This is a genomic window from Streptomyces flavusporus (genome assembly GCF_046267975.1).
GTDB lineage: Bacteria > Actinomycetota > Actinomycetes > Streptomycetales > Streptomycetaceae > Streptomyces > Streptomyces flavusporus.
This window is the reverse complement of sequence record NZ_CP176503.1, coordinates 8,717,099-8,732,728: the sequence shown is the minus strand read 5'-3', so window position 1 is coordinate 8,732,728 and position 15,630 is coordinate 8,717,099. Positions and strand designations below refer to the sequence as shown.

The 15,630-nt window shown below is 72.5% G+C and carries 15 protein-coding genes; 3 read left to right on the top strand and 12 right to left on the bottom strand.

The genetic code is table 11. The features are described 5' to 3' along the window. Nucleotides 1-74: 74 nt before the first annotated feature. Nucleotides 75-1,343, bottom strand: coding sequence for an MFS transporter (locus ACKTSN_RS41090; protein WP_409475046.1), 1,269 nt, complete (start codon nt 1,341-1,343; stop codon nt 75-77). Between the two features lie 533 nt (nt 1,344-1,876). On the opposite strand from ACKTSN_RS41090, the gene ACKTSN_RS41085 reads away from it, so the two are divergent. Further along, nucleotides 1,877-2,071: a DUF2795 domain-containing protein gene (locus tag ACKTSN_RS41085; RefSeq protein ID WP_224733218.1), complete on the top strand. Its 195-nt coding sequence runs from the start codon at nt 1,877-1,879 to the stop codon at nt 2,069-2,071. Nucleotides 2,072-2,125: 54 nt separating this feature from the next. On the opposite strand, the gene ACKTSN_RS41080 is transcribed toward ACKTSN_RS41085, so the two are convergent. Genes ACKTSN_RS41080 through ACKTSN_RS41065 form a run of 4 tightly spaced genes read right to left on the bottom strand, consistent with a single transcriptional unit; the run spans nt 2,126 to nt 5,938 of the window. Next, on the bottom strand, nt 2,126-3,058 hold the full coding sequence (locus ACKTSN_RS41080; protein ID WP_409473707.1) for a glycosyltransferase family 2 protein: 933 nt from the start codon (nt 3,056-3,058) through the stop codon (nt 2,126-2,128). After that, nucleotides 3,045-3,950: a glycosyltransferase family 2 protein gene (locus ACKTSN_RS41075; RefSeq protein WP_409475045.1), complete on the bottom strand. Its 906-nt coding sequence runs from the start codon at nt 3,948-3,950 to the stop codon at nt 3,045-3,047. Before ACKTSN_RS41075 ends, ACKTSN_RS41080 begins: the two co-directional genes overlap by 14 nt. Before the next feature lie 29 nt (nt 3,951-3,979). Next, a complete protein-coding gene (locus ACKTSN_RS41070; protein ID WP_409473706.1) occupies nt 3,980-4,876 on the bottom strand; it encodes a glycosyltransferase family 9 protein in 897 nt (298 codons plus the stop codon). Between the two features lie 21 nt (nt 4,877-4,897). After that, a complete protein-coding gene (locus ACKTSN_RS41065) occupies nt 4,898-5,938 on the bottom strand; it encodes an NAD-dependent epimerase/dehydratase family protein (protein WP_409473705.1) in 1,041 nt (346 codons plus the stop codon). A 343-nt stretch (nt 5,939-6,281) separates the two neighbouring features. On the opposite strand from ACKTSN_RS41065, the gene ACKTSN_RS41060 reads away from it, so the two are divergent. Continuing rightward, complete coding sequence (locus ACKTSN_RS41060; protein WP_409473704.1) at nt 6,282-7,520, top strand: phosphodiester glycosidase family protein; 1,239 nt, start codon at nt 6,282-6,284, stop codon at nt 7,518-7,520. Between the two features lie 21 nt (nt 7,521-7,541). On the opposite strand, the gene ACKTSN_RS41055 is transcribed toward ACKTSN_RS41060, so the two are convergent. The 7 genes from ACKTSN_RS41055 to ACKTSN_RS41025 all read right to left on the bottom strand — a co-directional run bounded on the left by ACKTSN_RS41055 (nt 7,542) and on the right by ACKTSN_RS41025 (nt 14,603). After that, a complete protein-coding gene (locus ACKTSN_RS41055) occupies nt 7,542-7,736 on the bottom strand; it encodes a hypothetical protein (protein WP_224733213.1) in 195 nt (64 codons plus the stop codon). A gap of 104 nt (nt 7,737-7,840) precedes the next feature. Continuing rightward, nucleotides 7,841-8,707 carry a phosphatidylinositol-specific phospholipase C/glycerophosphodiester phosphodiesterase family protein gene (locus ACKTSN_RS41050; RefSeq protein ID WP_409473703.1) on the bottom strand — a complete coding sequence of 289 codons (867 nt, stop codon included), beginning with the start codon at nt 8,705-8,707 and terminating at the stop codon, nt 7,841-7,843. 181 nt (nt 8,708-8,888) lie between these two features. Beyond that, the gene (locus ACKTSN_RS41045) at nt 8,889-10,535 is read right to left on the bottom strand and encodes an IS1182 family transposase (RefSeq protein WP_409473702.1); all 1,647 of its coding nucleotides are present in this window, start codon (nt 10,533-10,535) and stop codon (nt 8,889-8,891) included. A gap of 155 nt (nt 10,536-10,690) precedes the next feature. Beyond that, nucleotides 10,691-11,803: an acyl-CoA dehydrogenase family protein gene (locus ACKTSN_RS41040; RefSeq protein ID WP_409473701.1), complete on the bottom strand. Its 1,113-nt coding sequence runs from the start codon at nt 11,801-11,803 to the stop codon at nt 10,691-10,693. Continuing rightward, a complete protein-coding gene (locus tag ACKTSN_RS41035) occupies nt 11,782-12,963 on the bottom strand; it encodes an acyl-CoA dehydrogenase family protein (protein WP_409473700.1) in 1,182 nt (393 codons plus the stop codon). Before ACKTSN_RS41035 ends, ACKTSN_RS41040 begins: the two co-directional genes overlap by 22 nt. Continuing rightward, nucleotides 12,960-13,925 carry an NADPH:quinone oxidoreductase family protein gene (locus ACKTSN_RS41030; RefSeq protein WP_409473699.1) on the bottom strand — a complete coding sequence of 322 codons (966 nt, stop codon included), beginning with the start codon at nt 13,923-13,925 and terminating at the stop codon, nt 12,960-12,962. Before ACKTSN_RS41030 ends, ACKTSN_RS41035 begins: the two co-directional genes overlap by 4 nt. 105 nt (nt 13,926-14,030) lie before the next feature. After that, nucleotides 14,031-14,603, bottom strand: coding sequence for a helix-turn-helix domain-containing protein (locus ACKTSN_RS41025; protein WP_385508971.1), 573 nt, complete (start codon nt 14,601-14,603; stop codon nt 14,031-14,033). Nucleotides 14,604-14,682: 79 nt separating this feature from the next. On the opposite strand from ACKTSN_RS41025, the gene ACKTSN_RS41020 reads away from it, so the two are divergent. Beyond that, the gene (locus tag ACKTSN_RS41020; RefSeq protein WP_409473698.1) at nt 14,683-15,612 is read left to right on the top strand and encodes an NAD(P)/FAD-dependent oxidoreductase; all 930 of its coding nucleotides are present in this window, start codon (nt 14,683-14,685) and stop codon (nt 15,610-15,612) included. Nucleotides 15,613-15,630 lie beyond the last annotated feature (18 nt).

Here is a 15,630-nt window from a genome sequence, read left to right as displayed (position 1 = left end):
TGCCCTGCCCGGCGGATCCGGGGCGCTGGGACGATCACCACCCCAGGACCCGCGCCGACCCCGGCCCCGCGCCCTCAAGCAGCCGTGCCCAGCTCCGGCTGAGCTGCCCCGCCGCGCTCGCCGGTCCGCAGCGGCACCGGCGTCGTACTGCGCCGCTCCCGCAGGAAGAAGCCCGCTCCGATCGCGCCGGCGATGATCAGCCCACCGGTCACCAGCGCGCCACGGGCACCCGCAAGCTCCATGAGAAGCCCCAGCGCGGGCGGCCCGGCCAGGCCCCATCCGGTGCTGATGCTGCCCCACACGCCCAGCACGCGACCCCGCATGTGGGCGGGCGGATCGGTCTGGAGGACGGTGGTCCCGGCCGTGTCGGAGACGGACTCCACGACGGCCATGGGCAGGACCAGCACCAGCAGGACGGCGAGCGACGGCGACAGTCCCGCCACGGCCTGGAGCAGGGCGCCCACGGCGGCCAGGGTGCCCACGAGCCGCACGGACGGCCGCCGCAGCCTGGCCCCGAGCACCGCGCCGAGGATGCCGCCCACGGCGAGGACGGTGGAGACCGTGCCGAATGCCCCGGCGCCGCCGGCGAGCGGGCCGGTGACGAGGACGGCCAGGGTGAGTCCGTAGTTCCGGCCGAAGACCGCGCTGATCCCGGTGACGCCCGCGAGCGCGACCAGCCGGGGGCGGCGCAGGAAGTAGGCAAGGCCCTGCCGCACGGTCATGTCGTGACCGGACTTCCTGGAGCCCCGCTGGGCGGGAATGGCGGGCGTGCTGTGCACGTCCTGTGGGACGGCCCCGGCGGCGGGGCGCAGGAAGGGGATGACCGAGGCGACGAAGAGGAAGGACGCGCCGTTGGCGGCGTAGGCGGCGGATGTGCCGAGGAAACCCACCGTCACGCCGGCGAGCGCGGTGCCGGCGAGCCGGCCGGCGCTGTGCACCAGGGAGCCCACGCCGATCGCGGAGGGGACGTCCGCCGTCGGGACCAGGTCGTTGCCGAGCAGGGCGCAGGCCGGTCCGTCGACGGTGGCGATGGTGCCGGTGACGGCGGCCAGGACCAGCAGGACCGTCAGGTCGAGCCGGTCCCTCGCCACGAGGAGGGCCGTGACGAGGGCGACGACACCGAGGAGGGCCTGGCTGACCATGGCCGTCAGCTTCCGGGGCCAGCGGTCGACGGCCGCACCGCCCGCGAGGCTCACGAGCAGGGCGGGGGCGGCCTGCACGGACACGGACAGGCCCGTGGCGGCAGCCGATCCGGTGATCTGCAGCACCAGCAGGTTCTGCACCGTGAGCTGCATCCACGTACCGGCGTTGGACACGAAGTTCGCCAGCGACCACCAGCGCATGCTGCGGTGCTTCAGGGACCGCCATGGCGAGCGGGACTCACCCGTGGACGGCGCGGCGGCGTCCGGCGCGGAGGCGGCAGGAGGCACGGAAGGGGCAGGAGGCACGGAAGGGGCAGGAGTGGAAGACACAGGAGTTCTCGGTGAGAGGGGTCCCGGGGGACTCGGGTCGGGAATCGGCAATCCGCGGGAGCTCGGAACACCGGCTGCGCTGCGCGGTCACTCCGCCCGGATCTTTCGGGCCGCCGCGCTGCTGGAAAGCCCGTCCTCGGCACATCTGCCGGGACACCGGAGCACGGCGTCGCTCATCGTGGCAGACGGGACTTCCGAGTCACGTCGCACACCCTCGGGCGAGGCGGTCGAAAGGCACCAAGTCGCAGAAGCACACCGGGATTTGCCGCATCCTGTGCACTTGCTCACAACCTCCCCGGCGACCCCGCCGGAGGACCGTGTCGTCCGGCGTTATCCGGCGCGGGACAAGGGGCACCCGGAGGTGTGGGGGAAGCCCCCGTACCTCTCACCGACGTGGAGGCGTCATGGCTGGTATCAGCCCCCCTGATCTGCAGAAAGCCCTGTCCGGCGCGGAGTACCCGGCCGACCGGGACCAGCTGGCGAAGGTCGCCAAGAAGAATCACGCGCCCAAGGAGGTCACCGAGCGGATCTCGCACCTCGGCAAGAAGGAGTTCCAGAACCCCGCCGAGGTGAGCAAGGCCGTGTTCGGCAAGGAGTGATCAACCTCACGGATGCGGCGGCCGGCGCTTCGAGCCCGGCCGCCGTCCTCGTGTTCAGCCGACGTACCTGCGGGCGGGAGAAGTGCGCCGCGCCCGTTCCAGGGCGGCCAGCCGGGCCTCGAGGTCGGCCGGGACCGGATCGCGCTGTCTGAGCACCCAGGGGAGCCCTGCCGCCGCACGCGCGAAGGCACGTGCGGACGCCCGGTCGCGCGGCACGGTGCGCAGCAGGTACCAGGTGCGGCGCAGGGCCGACGGCCAGGGCCGGCGCAGCCAGGTGAACCACAGGGTGTTGCGCAGGCCGAGGATCCGTCGGCCGGTGCTGTCGCGGACCGGTGACGCGGCGTGATGGATGGTCAGTTCCGGCACGTAACTCAGCCAGTACCCGAGGCGCAGCAGGTCGGTGGCGAGGAGTTCCTCCTCCCCGCCGATCCAGAGCCCGGGGTGGAAGCCGCCGACGGCCCGGAACGCGTCGGCCCGCAATACGGTCGCGGCGGCAAGGAACGAACCCAGGGCGGGGCCGGGCAGCCAGTCGGGGCCCGCCAGGGGCGAGTCGCGCAGCTCGGCGACCACGGGGTCCTCCTCCCCGGACGGCTCGACGACGATCCGGGCCGTGACGGCCGCGAGCGCGGGATGCGCGTCGAGCAGGTCCGCGGCCCGCCGCAGAGAACCCGGCTCCCACCAGGTGTCGTCGTCGCAGAACGCCACGTACGGCGTCCGTACCTGCCGCACCGCGAGATTGCGGCCGACCGCCCCCAGGTTCCGGCCCGGGCGCAGCAGGAGCACTTCCGGAAAGTGCTGCGCGACGGCCTCGGCGGTGCCGTCGCGGGACCCGTTGTCGGTGACGACGACCCCGGGCCGCTCGGGCAGCTCCCGCAGGATGCGCAGGGTGCGCAGCAGCTCGGCGCGCCGGTCGCGGGTGATCACGACGACGGTCGTACGAGGGTCAGGTCCCGGCCCGTCGCCGTACGTCGTGTCAGCTCGACCCACGTCGTCCCCCCTCTCCGCCGCTCTCCCCGTCCAGCAGCCGGGCCGCATGCTCGACCGGGTCGGGGAGCCGTTCGCGGTCCCGGAGGGCCGCGGGGAGCCGGACGAGCGTGCCGCGCAGGACCGCCGCGGCCTCCGGCTCGCCCCTGGCCGCGGCGGCGAGGAGGTGGCCGGTGTGCCGCAGGGCCACCGGCACTGGCCGCCGGAGCCAGGCGGTGAGCAGGGTGTTGCGCCGCACGACCGCGGACCGGCCGGGCCGCCCGCCGGGCTCGGGGTGGTGCAGGGCGATCACCTCGGGGACATGGCAGACGCCCCAGCCGCGGGCTGCCAGGTCGTAGGCGAGCAGTGTCTCCTCACCACCGAAGAACAGCACCCGGTGATAGCCCCCGGCGTCGAGGAAGGCGCTGCGCCGGACCACGGCCGCGCACCCGAGGAAGCCGAGGACGGGGCGGCCGGGCAGATCGGGGTCGGACGGCAGCGGCGAGTCCGCGAGCACGGAGTTCAGCGGGTCCTCCACGGCGTCCGGGCCGACCAGGGTGCGCGCGGCCAGCAGCCCCAGGCGCGGGTGGGCGTCGAGCACGTCGGCGGCGGTGTCCAGGGCGCCGGGTGCCCACCAGGAGTCGTCGTCGCTGAAGGCGACGTACGGGGTGGTGGCGTGGCGGACAGCGAGGTTGCGGCCCAGGGCACCGGTGTTGCGGCCGACCGCGAGGACACGTGCCCCCACCGGATGGGCCCGTACCGCGGCCACCGTCGCGTCGGTGGAGCCGTTGTCCACGACGACGACCGGTGGCCGCTCGGGGAGGGCGGCCAGCCGGTCGAGGGTTCGGAGCACGCTCCGGCAGCGGTTGCGGGTGATCATCGCGACCGTGACGCGGGGGGCGGCGGCGTCGGGCATGGGCTCCTCCGGAACGGGAGTGTCGGCCTTCACGCGCTCTCCGCGAGGAGTTTGCGCACGGCGCTCGCCACGTCCCGGGCCGTGGTGTCGTCCTGCCCGAGCACGATGCCGGGCACGCCGCGGAGGCAGGCCAGCGGGACGAGCGAGACGACGGGAGTGCCGGTGGCCGCGGCGAGGTGGGCCGCGCCCGGGGCGCCGGCGACGACGGCATCGGCGGCGTGCAGGACACCGGTGAGCCGTCGCGGGTCGGTGCGGCCGCCGAGGTCGACCGCCGTGGCGCCGCTGACGTACCGGGTCAGGGCGGTCTCCTCCGGTCCGCCGGTGACGACGACGCGATGGCCGGCATCGGCGAGCTCGGCAACGGCCTCGGAACAGCGGTCCGGGGTCCACGCGTCGGCCCCTGGGTGTACGACGACGTAGGGGCCGTTGCCCGTGAGGCCCGTGGTGTCGGGCGGCGGGATCACGCGCAGCCGTCCGTCGTCGCCCGCCCTGGGCAGGAAGCCCATCGCGGCGGCCGTGTCGAGGGCCGCCGCGGCCTCGTCCTGGCCCGGCAGGCGTCGGTGGCCGACATCGAGGAGGCCGTCGTCGCCGTCCGCACCGATCCGGCGCACCCGTGCCATCCGCAGCAGCCGCGCGGTGGGCAGCGGACTGCGCCCCTGCGCTGCGAGGACGAGCGCCACGTCGTAGCAGGCCTCGCGCAGGACCCGCAGGGAGCCCTCGCCGTCCGTCCGGTCCGGTCCCGGCGGCTCCCAGGGCGCGTCCCATGCGAGGACGTCGTCGACGTGGGGCAGCAGCCGGGCGGCGGGCGCGCCGTCGGGTTCGCACATCACCGTGACGTGGGCGGCCCGGGTGGCGACGGCGCGGACGGCCGGTCCGGCCAGCAGCACACTGCAGAACCCGTCCGGGCGTACGACGAGCGCCTTCACCGCAACCGCTCCCCTCGCCCGTCACCAGCAACACGCATGACGGGTACCTCCCTCGGCGCGCAGGGGCCGGCGGTCCGCCGACACGTCCGCGAAGTGGGCGATGGTGCGCCGGAACCCTTCCTCCCAGGTGACCCTCGGAACCCAGCCGAAGATCTCCCGGAGCAGGGTCGTGTCGGGGCGGCGCCGGGCCGGATCATGCGGGCGGCGGGCGGCGAACTCCAGGCGCGAGTGCGAGCCGGTGAGCTCGATCACCCGGCGGGCGATCTCCCGGACGGTCGGCTCGTCGCAGCCGCCGATGTTGACGGGGCGGACGGACCGGCTCGCGGCCACCAGCAGCACGCCGTCGACCATGTCGTCGACGTGGCACAGGGAGCGGGTCTGGCTGCCGTCGCCCTCGATGATCAGCGGTGCCCCGGCCAGCGCCCGCGTGATGAAGGTGGGGACCGCCTGGCGGCCGTCCGCCCGCATCCGCGGGCCGTAGGTGTTGAACACGCGAACGATTCCGGCGTCGGTGCCGTGGGCGGTCGCGTACGCGGTGGTCAGTGCCTCGGCGAAGCGTTGGGCCTCGTCGTGGGCGCTGCGCGGTCCCACGGGGTCGACGTGGCCGCAGTAGTCCTCGCGCTGGGGATGCACCAGTGGATCGCCGTAGACCTGGCACCCGGAGCCGAGCAGGAACCGAGCGCCTGCCCGGTCCGCGACGGCCAGCGCGTTGTGGGTGCCGCGGCCGGCGGTGTCGAGCGCGTCCAGAGGGTGCCGTCGGCACTCGGCGGACGAGGCCGGGCCCGCGAAGTGCAGGATCAGGTCGTACGGAGCCTCCAGGGCGTCGGGGCAGCCGGGCTCGGCCAGGTCGAGTTCGAGGAACCGGAAACCAGGTCGGCCGACCAGGTGCCGGACATTGTCCTCGGACCCCGACGAAAGGTTGTCCACACAGTCGACGTCGACCCCGCTACCGAGGAGGCGTTCGCACAGGTGCGAGCCGAGGAACCCGGCGCCGCCGGTCACCAGGGCCCGCTCCCAGCGGCACCCGGCCGTCGGCAGGGCGGAGAACGTCATCGGCGTCATGAGCACAACCTTCCTTCCGCCGATGAGGACGGACGGGCTGTTCGAGTGCCCCACAGAGTCGCTTTTATACTCCGCCGCCCGATATGGGAGTGCCACATGGTGCTGCGCTTGACAGCGGCCTGACGACGACACTCCGCACCCACCCTGCACGTCGCTCTTGCCCCCGGCCGGGTCGGCCACTCGCACGTCGACCGGGCGTCGGCGCTCATCCCTGACCGCCGCCAACAGCACGCGTTCTCCCACCCGTTCTCGCGCGGCCGGGTCCCCGTCACCCCCTCGGACACGGTCGTCTGGTGCACTTCCCCCGCGTCCTGAGACAGTTGACGAGACCTCAGGGGGATCTGTGACGCGTCGTCAGAAGCGGTTCGGAGCAGGCAGAACGTTACTGGCAGTACTCACGGCACTCGGCGCGCTGGCCGGAGCGGCCCTGGTGGGGGCGGCACCGGCCGGCGCCGCTGAGGACGCGACCCGGATCGCGCCGGGCGTCGTCTACCGGGAACTCGACATCCAGGCGGCCAGGGGACCGACGCACGCCCATGTACTGAGCGTCGACCTGCGCGACCCTCGGGTACGCCTCGACCTGCTGTACCCCGGAGCGGTGGCCGCACGGGCGACCGTCTCCCAACTCGCCGACGCCCGGGGGGCCGTCGCCGGGGTCAACGGGGACTTCTTCAACATCACCGAGGTCCAGCACCCGGGCGTCCGGGCGACCGGCGCGAGCGTCGGACCGGTGATCGCGCGCGGCACGGCGCTGAAGGCGGCGGTGCCGAACGGCCAGCGTTTCGGTCCCGCCCTGCCGCCGGGCACGAGCACCCAGGACGTCGTGGGCGTCGGGGTCGACCGGCGAGCCCGGCTGGACAGCCTGGCGCTGGACGGGGCGGTCACCACGCCTGCGGTGCGACTGCCGCTCGGCGGGCTCAACCAGTACGCGCTGCCGGTGGGCTCGGTCGGCGCGTTCACCTCGGCCTGGGGCAGCGCGTCCCGGGTGCGTGCCACGTGCGGCACGGACACCGACCGGGCGGCGCCGTGCAGCACGGACACCTACGAGGTGACGGTCAGGGACGGTCGGGTGGTGTCGGCCGCGGACACTCCCGGAAGCGGCCCGATCGCCGAGGGGACCACCGTGCTGGTGGGCCGGGAGGCGGGTGCCCAGCAGCTGCGGAAGTTCTCGACGGGCGAGCCCGTGCAGGTACGCCACCGGCTGGTGGCGCAGAAGTCGTGGGTCCCGTACCGCTTCGCTCTCGGCGGCTATCCGGTCCTCAGGGACGGCCTGCCGTTGGCCGGCCTGGACGACCGGACCTCGGCCGTACGCACGGCCGTGGGCATCGGGGACGGCGGGCGTCGCGTGCTGCTGCTGGCGGTGGACGGTGCGCCGGAGTACCGCACCGGTCTGACGATCGCCGAAGTGGCCGACACCATGCGGCAGCTGGGCTCGGTGGACGCCTTCAGCCTGGACGGCGGCGGTTCGTCGACGCTGGTCGCCCGCACGCCGGGCGCGGGCGGTGTGTCCGTGCGCAATCACCCCACCGACGGAGTGGAGCGCCCGGTTCCGAACGGCATCGGGGTCTTCTCCGCGGGCTGACCCCGCCCTTCCACGCGGTCCTCACGGTCTCAGACCGCTGACGATGTCAGCCGTGGCCGTGAGGCCGCTGTGGATGGTCGGGGCGACGCTCGAGCTCGCGAGGTAGAAGCCGAGCAGCAGGCAGACAATCGCATGGGTGGGCTTGAGCCCGCCGTTGCGCAGAAAGATCACTGCCAGGATCAGCAGCAACAGCACCACAGAGATGGAAATGGCCATCGTCAACCTCCTCCGCCACGTCCACTGCGCGGCGTTTCGGCCGCAAGTGTGGCGCAGCGGAGGGTTCGTCCGGGCAGCTGACATGTCCCCCGAACGTGTGGTCTCTACGCCTGCTCGTGAGCGTCCAGGAACGCCGCCAGGCCGAGCAGGTCGTCGGTGTTGATGAAGTCGACGTCGGCGGCGAGCAGCTCGGTCCACAGCGCGTCCCGGGCAGGGCCGGCCAGGTCCGGGGTGGCCCAGAACCGCACCTTCTGCCCTCGCGAGTGTGCCGCCTGCATGATGGTCCGCAGCTTCTGCCGCTCGGCGTCGGGGAAGGCGCCCACGCCTCGCCAGGTGAAGTTCAGCGTCCAGTTGTCGCTGATCAGCGGGATGAAGGAGGCGGGCGCCGGGCTGCCGAGGTCGGCGAGCCGGCCGTCGTAGAAGGCCCGGCGCACGGTCTGCGCCGCCATGGGCACGCGGGCCGCGCGGTCGCCGGAGATGACGGCGGTGACGGGTCCGGGGAAGACCCGACCGTGGGCGTATGTCGTGAACAGGTGCTTGCAGCGGCGCAGATGGCGGTCGAGTTCGAGGTACGTCGAGGCGCCCTCGGTCTTGATGTCGATGAGCAGCTGCAGGGAGCCGCGGTGACCGCGGTACACCCGGCCGTGGTTGGCCTTGACTCGGGCGGCGAGGGTGTCGAGGTAGAGGGACTCCAGCGTGCGCTCCGGGTCGAGGTCCTCCGGGTCGTGGGCGACGAGGAGCTGGTCGCCGACGAGGTAGATGTCGGCCTCGACGCTGCCGAAGCGGTGGTCGAGCGCGTCGAGGAGCGGGCGCGGGTGCTCGTAGTCGTTGTGGGCGTGGGCTCGCCACAGCGGGCGCGGGCCGTGCTTCTTCGCTTCGCTCGCGATCGCGCTCGCGCCGGGCAGGGCGACCGCGCCCGCGAGGGCGGCGCCGAGAGTGGTGAGGGCTCTGCGACGGGTGGTGAGGGCCATGCTCTGCCTCCCTGGTGGGCGGGACGGAACCCCAGTGAGTATGCGGTTCCGTAGCGCCCAAGAGGCAGGCCCGAGCAGGGAGTTGGCCGGACCGCCGTCATCAGTTCACTTCACCGGACCAGGGCACACCGAAAAGCCCGCCCCAGGTGGACGCTGTTGGTTAATTCCGCCCCGCTGGATCTCATCCAGTGGGGCGGAGTGCTGCGAAGGGTGAAACGCGGGTCTTGGCGAGTGGTCTGCCGGTGAGCCATGCATCGACGCGAGCGAAGTTGATGGCCGCGCCGGTGAAGTGGTGCTGCAACCGGGTCTTGTCGAGTCCGCGGTAGCGGGGTCTGCGCAGGCCGAAGGCCTGGACACCTTGTGAGATGGTGCCTTCGACGCCGGCTCGGTGTCCGTAGCGGCGGCGCCAGTGGTCGGTGTCCTGCTCAGTACGGGCCTGTTGAAGGATGTCGTGTTCGGTCTTCGGTCTCAGGGTCAGATTGCGGCCGGTCCTGGAGCTGGTGCACGAGGTCCGCAGTTCGCAGGGGTCGCAGTGCCGGGCGGCGAACCGGACCCGGGTGACCGGGGCGTCCCACTGGCTCTGGGCTTCTCGCCAGACGACACTGGTCTGTCCGCCGGGGCAGACGGCCTGGCGCTGGCCCCAGTCGATGGCGAAGTGGGTGTTGTCGAAGACGTCTCCGGTCGCCTGTCCCTTCACGGTGGTGGACTTGACCGGGCCGACCAGCTCGATGTCGTGATCGCGGCGGGCGTGGTGGATCTGTTCGGCGTCGATGTATCCGGCGTCCACCAGGTGCTCGTCCGGCAGCAGACCGCGTTCGGCCAGAGCGGTGTGGGTGTCCTCCAGGACGAGGACGTCGTTGACGGGCGCCGGCGTGGTGCGAATGTGGGTGATCAGATGCGGGGCGTCGGGCTCGCAGGTCTCGCTGAGGTGGACCTTGTAACCGGACCAGCCCAGATCCCGTTTCGAACCAGTGCGGGCCTCGGGCTCGTAGGGGGTCCGTAAGCGGATCAGACCCGGCGGGAGGTCCTTCGTCCCGCGCCAGCGCATGGCCCCGTCGACCTGGTGAAACTGCTGGACCCAGGTCTGCCGCAGGAACTCCACCGCGGGCAGGCTCTGCAACGTGGGCGGTGACACAGCCGACCAGACGGCCTTCAGCAGCATCATGCCGTCGGTCCCGCACTGGTCGGCGTGTTCGACGCGGGCCGCCCACCGGGACGCGAAGCGACTGTCCTCCGGCCGGGCCGAGTAACGGTCGAACCACTCCGGCGGCGACACCGTCATCAGCCAGTCCCCGGCCTCCTCCGCTACCTGGTTCAGTGCCGCCCGCAGTGTCTCGACCACGAACTCCAGCCGGTTCAGGTCTCTCGTTGCAGCCAGCACGTGGGTAGCATCCGTGCGCTGTCGCTTGCCCGCCTTGACCAGCCCTGCCTCGCCAGCCGCCCGAAGTACTGCATCGAACACCATCTGGCCGGCCTCACCGTCGACCAGCCGGGCACGGAACTCGCTGAGCACCGAGAAGTCGAATCCGGTGTCGGCCAACTCCAGCGAAAGAGCGTACTTCCAGTCCAGACGCGAGCGGACCGCGTGCGCGGCCTGCCGGTCGGTCAGCCCCTCCGCGAACTGCAACACCGACACCAGCGCGAGCCGGGCAGGAGACACCGTCGGCCGCCCCCTGACCGGGAAAAGTTCCTCGAAATCGGCATCCGAGAACACCGGCCCGAGCGCATCCCGTACCCGCATCACCAGGCAGCCCTTCGGGAACACCGCACGTGCCAGCCGAGCGGTCTCCTCCGGGATCTCCATCAGATCCACCCCACGCAGCGACACCGAACCCACCCCTCAACACAACGACGGCCTGCACAACCCCAACGGGGTCATGCAGGCCGTCGTCACGCCCGCACCCGATTTACCAACAGCGTCCAGGTGGGGCGGGCTTTCCTCGGGATTCCCGCGCGCGTCGACCGCGCTTCTCCAGGTGTACGTCAGGGGGCCTGAAGGTCCACCAGCTCGGCCAGCGCGCCACGGTGGGCACCCGCGGTGCCGTACGCGATGGAGTCCGCCTTGGCCCGCTTCAGGCAGAGGTGGACCGGGTGTTCCCAGGTCATCCCGATACCGCCGTGCAGTTGCAGCGCCTCCTCGGCGGCACGGACGGCCACGGGCGCGGCGTACGCCTGCGCGACCACGACGGCCACGTCGACGTCCTCGCCGGTCGCCAGCGCGTCCGCCGCACCCCGTGCCGCGGCCCGGAGGCCCGCGACCTCCAGCCACAGCTGGGCGAGCCGGTGCTTGAGCGCCTGGAACCCGCCGACGGGGCGATTGAACTGCTTGCGCTCCTTCAGATAGCGGACCGTTTCCGTCAACGACCAGTCGGCAAGGCCGAGTTGCTCCGAGGCGAGCAGCCCGGCCGCACTCAGCAGGGCTCGTCGTACGGCGGGCTCCGCGTCGCCCAGCCGACGCCCCGCCGCCCCTTCGAAGCGCACCCGTGCCACCGGCCGGGTCAGGTCGAGCGACACCTGCGGCAGCACGGTCACGGCATCGCGCTCCACGGCGTACAGCCCGCCGTCGTCCGCAGGCACGAGCAGCACGTCCGCGGCCGACGCGTCCGCGATGCCGGTCAACTCGCCGTGCAGAACGCCGTCCTCGAGTCGTACGACCGGGAAGGCGGCGCCCGGAGCGAGGTGCAGGGCGACGGCGAGGGCGCCGATCGTCCGCCCGGACGCCAGCCGGGCGAGCAGCTCGGCGGAGTCGTCGCAGGCCAGCAGGGCCTCGGTGGCGACGACGGCACTGGTCAGATACGGCACGGGCGCCACTGCCCGCCCCAACTCCTCCAGGACGACGGCTGCTTCGCGGTGCGAGGCTCCCTGACCGCCCCGGTCCTCCGGCACCAGCAGCCCGGCCAGCCCCATGCCGTCGGCGAGGAGCTTCCACAGCTCCATGTCGTGCGGGGCCTCGGACTCGCTGCGGGCGATCACACCGGCCGCGTCGCAGTGGTCGGTGAGCAGGTCCCGGACGGCGGCGCGCAGCGCGTCTTCCTCCTCCGAGTACAGCAGGTCGGGCTGTGCGCTCGTCGTGCTCATCGGGCGAGGTCCTTCCATGCGACGTCCTTGTCGGTGCGCGGCTCGGCGGGCAGGCCCAGAACGCGCTCGGCGACGATGTTCAGCAGGACCTCGCTGGTCCCGCCCTCGATGCTGTTGCCCTTGGAGCGGAGGTAGCGGTAGCCGGCGTCCCGGCCGGTGAAGTCCACGAGTTCGGGTCGGCGCATGGTCCAGTCGTCGTACAACAGACCCTCCTCGCCGAGGAGTTCGACCTCCAGGCCGCTGATTTCCTGGTTGAGGCGGGCGAACGACAGCTTCATGCCGGAGCCCTCGTAGCCGGGCTGGCCCGCGACGAGCTGCTGGCGCAGCCGTTCGCCGGTGAGCCGGGCGACCTCGGCCTCGACCCACAGCTTCAGCAGCCGCTGGTGGAGGTCGTGGGTGCGCAGTTCGGGGCGCTCGCGCCAGGTCTTCGCGACCGGGCCGATCATGCCGCCCTCGCGGGGCAGCCGCATGCCGCCGATGGAGACGCGCTCGTTCATCAGGGTGGTCTGCGCGACCCGCCAGCCGTCGCCGATCGGGCCGAGGCGGCGCGAGTCCGGGATGCGGACGTCGGTGAGGAACACCTCGTTGAACTCGGCCTCGCCGGTGATCTGGCGCAGCGGACGCACCTCGACACCCGGGTCGGTCATGTCGCAGATGAAGTACGTGATGCCCCGGTGCTTGGGCACGTCCGGGTCGGTGCGAGCGATGAGGATGGCCCAGCGGGCGACATGGGCGCTGGACGTCCACACCTTCTGCCCGTTGACGACCCAGTCGTCACCTTCCCGTACCGCCCGCGTGCCGAGCGCGGCCAGGTCGGAGCCGGCGCCCGGCTCGCTGAACAGCTGACACCAGACCTCCTCCCCGGTCCACAGGGGCCTGAGGTACCGCCGCTTCTGCTCCTCGGTACCGAAGCCGAGGATCGTGGGCGCGGCCATGCCCAGGCCGATGCCGATCCGCCGCGGGTCGTTGTCGGGGGCACCGGCGGCCTCCAACTCGGCGTCCACGACGGCCTGGAGGGAGCGCGGGGCACCGAGTCCGCCGAGTCCCTCGGGGTAGTGCACCCAGGCGAGCCCGGCGTCGAAGCGGGCCCTGAGGAAGTCGAGCCGGTCAGTGGTGGCCGGTGGATGTGCGGCCAGCAACTCCTGCGTGCGGCTGCGCAGTTCCGTGGCGTCGATCATGCTGCCTCCTCCATGACGACGGCGATCCGGCCGGTGGTGACGCCGTCCGCGACCCGCTGCACGGCGTCCGCGGCCCCGCTGAGCGGCACCCGCTCGCTCACCAGCGGCTTGATGGTGCCCCGCGCGGCCAGCTCGGTGAGCTGCTCGTGGCAGTGCTGGACCAGCTTCGGGTTCTTGGTGTTGTACAGGCCCCAGTGCAGGCCGAGGATCGAGTAGTTCTTCACCAGGGCGTGGTTGAGCGCGGGGCTGGGGATCGACCCGCTCGCGAAGCCGACTACCACGATCCGCCCCTCGAAGGCGACGGTCTTGGCCGACTGGGCGTAGGCCTCCCCGCCGACCGGGTCGTAGATCACGTCGGCGCCCCGGCCGCCGGTGGCCTCCTTCACGGCCGCGACGACATCCGTGGCACGCCGGTCGATCACCACGTCGCAGCCCAGCTCGCGGGCGACGGCGGCCTTCTCGGCACCGCCGACGACACCGACGACCGTGGCGCCGGCCGCCTTGCCGAGCTGCACGGCCGCGCTGCCGACCCCTCCTGCGGCGGCGTGGACGAGCAGGGTCTCGCCGGCCTCCAGCCGGGCCCGGCGGTGCAGGCCGAACCAGCCCGTCTGGTAGCCGATGTGCAGGGCGGCGGCCTCCGCGTCGTCCAGCGCGTCGGGCGCGGGCAGAGTCGCGGCGGCGTCCGCGACGGCGTACTCGGCGAAACCGCCGTACGGCAGCGCCGGGTTGGCGATCACGCGGCGGCCGTCCTCGGTCTCGCCGCAGATCTCCACGCCCGGCGTGAAGGGCAGCGGGGGCCGCACCTGGTACTGGCCCCGGCACAGCAGGGCGTCGGGGAAGTTGATGTTCGCGGCCCGCACTCTGAGCAGGACCTGGCCGTCGCCGGGCGTGGGCGGCGCCACGTCCGCGAGGCGCATCACCTCGCTCGGTTCGCCGTTCTCGTGCACCTGCCATGCCTGCATGCGGGGCCTCCACGCGACTTCCTCGTCCGACCGGGGTCGATCGCATACTAAGCGGTCGCTTGCCCATCAGGGAACAGTCGCGTACGTCACGCGGGCCGGAACAGGTCAGGCCCGCTTGGGCCGCGCCCGCACATGCATCCGCTCCCCCTGCGGCCCGAACAGGCTCAGGAACTCCACCGGCCCCTCCCCCGTCGATCCGAACCAGTGCGGCACGCGTGTGTCGAACTCGGCGGCCTCCCCCGCCGTGAGCACCACGTCGTGCTCCCCCAGCACCAGCCGCAGCCGCCCGGACAGGACGTACAGCCACTCGTAGCCCTCGTGCGTGCGCGGGTCGGGTTCGAGCCTGCGCTGCGGTTCGAGCACCTTGAAGGCCTGGAGTCCGCCGGGCTGGCGGGTGAGCGGCCAGTGGGTGCGGCCGTGCATCTCGATCGGCTTGGCCCGCACCCGTGGATCGCCGACAGGAGGCGCACCGACCAGCTCGTCCAGGGGCACCTGATGGGCCTGTGCGATCGGCAGGAGCAGCTCCAGGCTGGGCTTGCGCAGCCCGGACTCCAGCCGGGAGAGCGTGCTCACCGAGATGCCGGTCGCCTCGGACAGCCCGGAGAGCGTGACCTCCCGTTCCTTCCGGATCCGCCGCAGCCGCGGACCCACGCCTGCCAGAACGTCATCGGTACTCATGCCTCGTATTGCAGTTTCAGCAAAGACATTTGTCAACACGGCATCGGTGGGGCGACCTTCTGTCGTGGAGGTGGTCACCATGACCGAGACATACGAAGTGATCGTCGTCGGCGGTGGCACGGCGGGCCTGTCCGCCGCGCTCGTCCTGGGGCGGGCCAGGCGCCGCACGCTGGTCGTCGACGCCGGCGAGCCGCGCAACGCACCGGCGGCCCACATGCAGGGCTATCTGTCGCGGGACGGCATGCCGCCCGCCGAGTTCCTGGCGATCGGCCGCGAGGAGATCGCGCGGTACGGCGTGGAGCTCGTCCGGGACACCGCGGTGGACGTCACCAAGGGTGAGGACTTCGCCGTGGAACTCGCGAGCGGACGGACCGTGCGCGCCCGGCGGCTCGTCGTCACCACGGGGCTCAAGGACGAACTGCCGACGGTGCTCGGGGTCGCCGAGCGGTTCGGACGGGATGTGCTGCACTGCCCCTACTGCCACGGCTGGGAGGTGCGCGACCAGGCCTTCGGCGTGCTCGCCACCAGCCCGCTCAGCGTGCACCAGGCCCTGATCGTCACCCAGTGGTCCAAGGACGTCACCTTCTTCCTGCACGAGGTCGCCGAGGACGACCTGACGGACGACGACCTGCGCCGCCTCGCCGCGGCCGGGGTGGACGTGGTGCCCGGTGCGGTCGCCGGCCTGGTGGTGGAGGACGACCGGCTCACCGGCGTCCGGCTCGCGGACGGTACGACCCACGCCCGCGAGGTGCTGTTCGTCGCGCCCCGCGCTGTCCCGCAGACCGGCTTGCTTCAGCGGCTCGGCGCCGAGCTGAACGAGACCCCGTTCGGCGCCTACCCCGTGGTCGACGCGACGGGCAAGACGACCGTGCCCGGCGTGTGGGCCGCGGGCAATGCCATGGGGTTCGCGGAGCAGGTCGTGAACGCGGCGAGCGGCGGCTACCGCGCGGGCGCCACGATCAACGGGGAACTGCTGATGACCGACCTCGACGCGGCCGTGCGGGTGTAGTCCCCGGTTCCCCGTTGC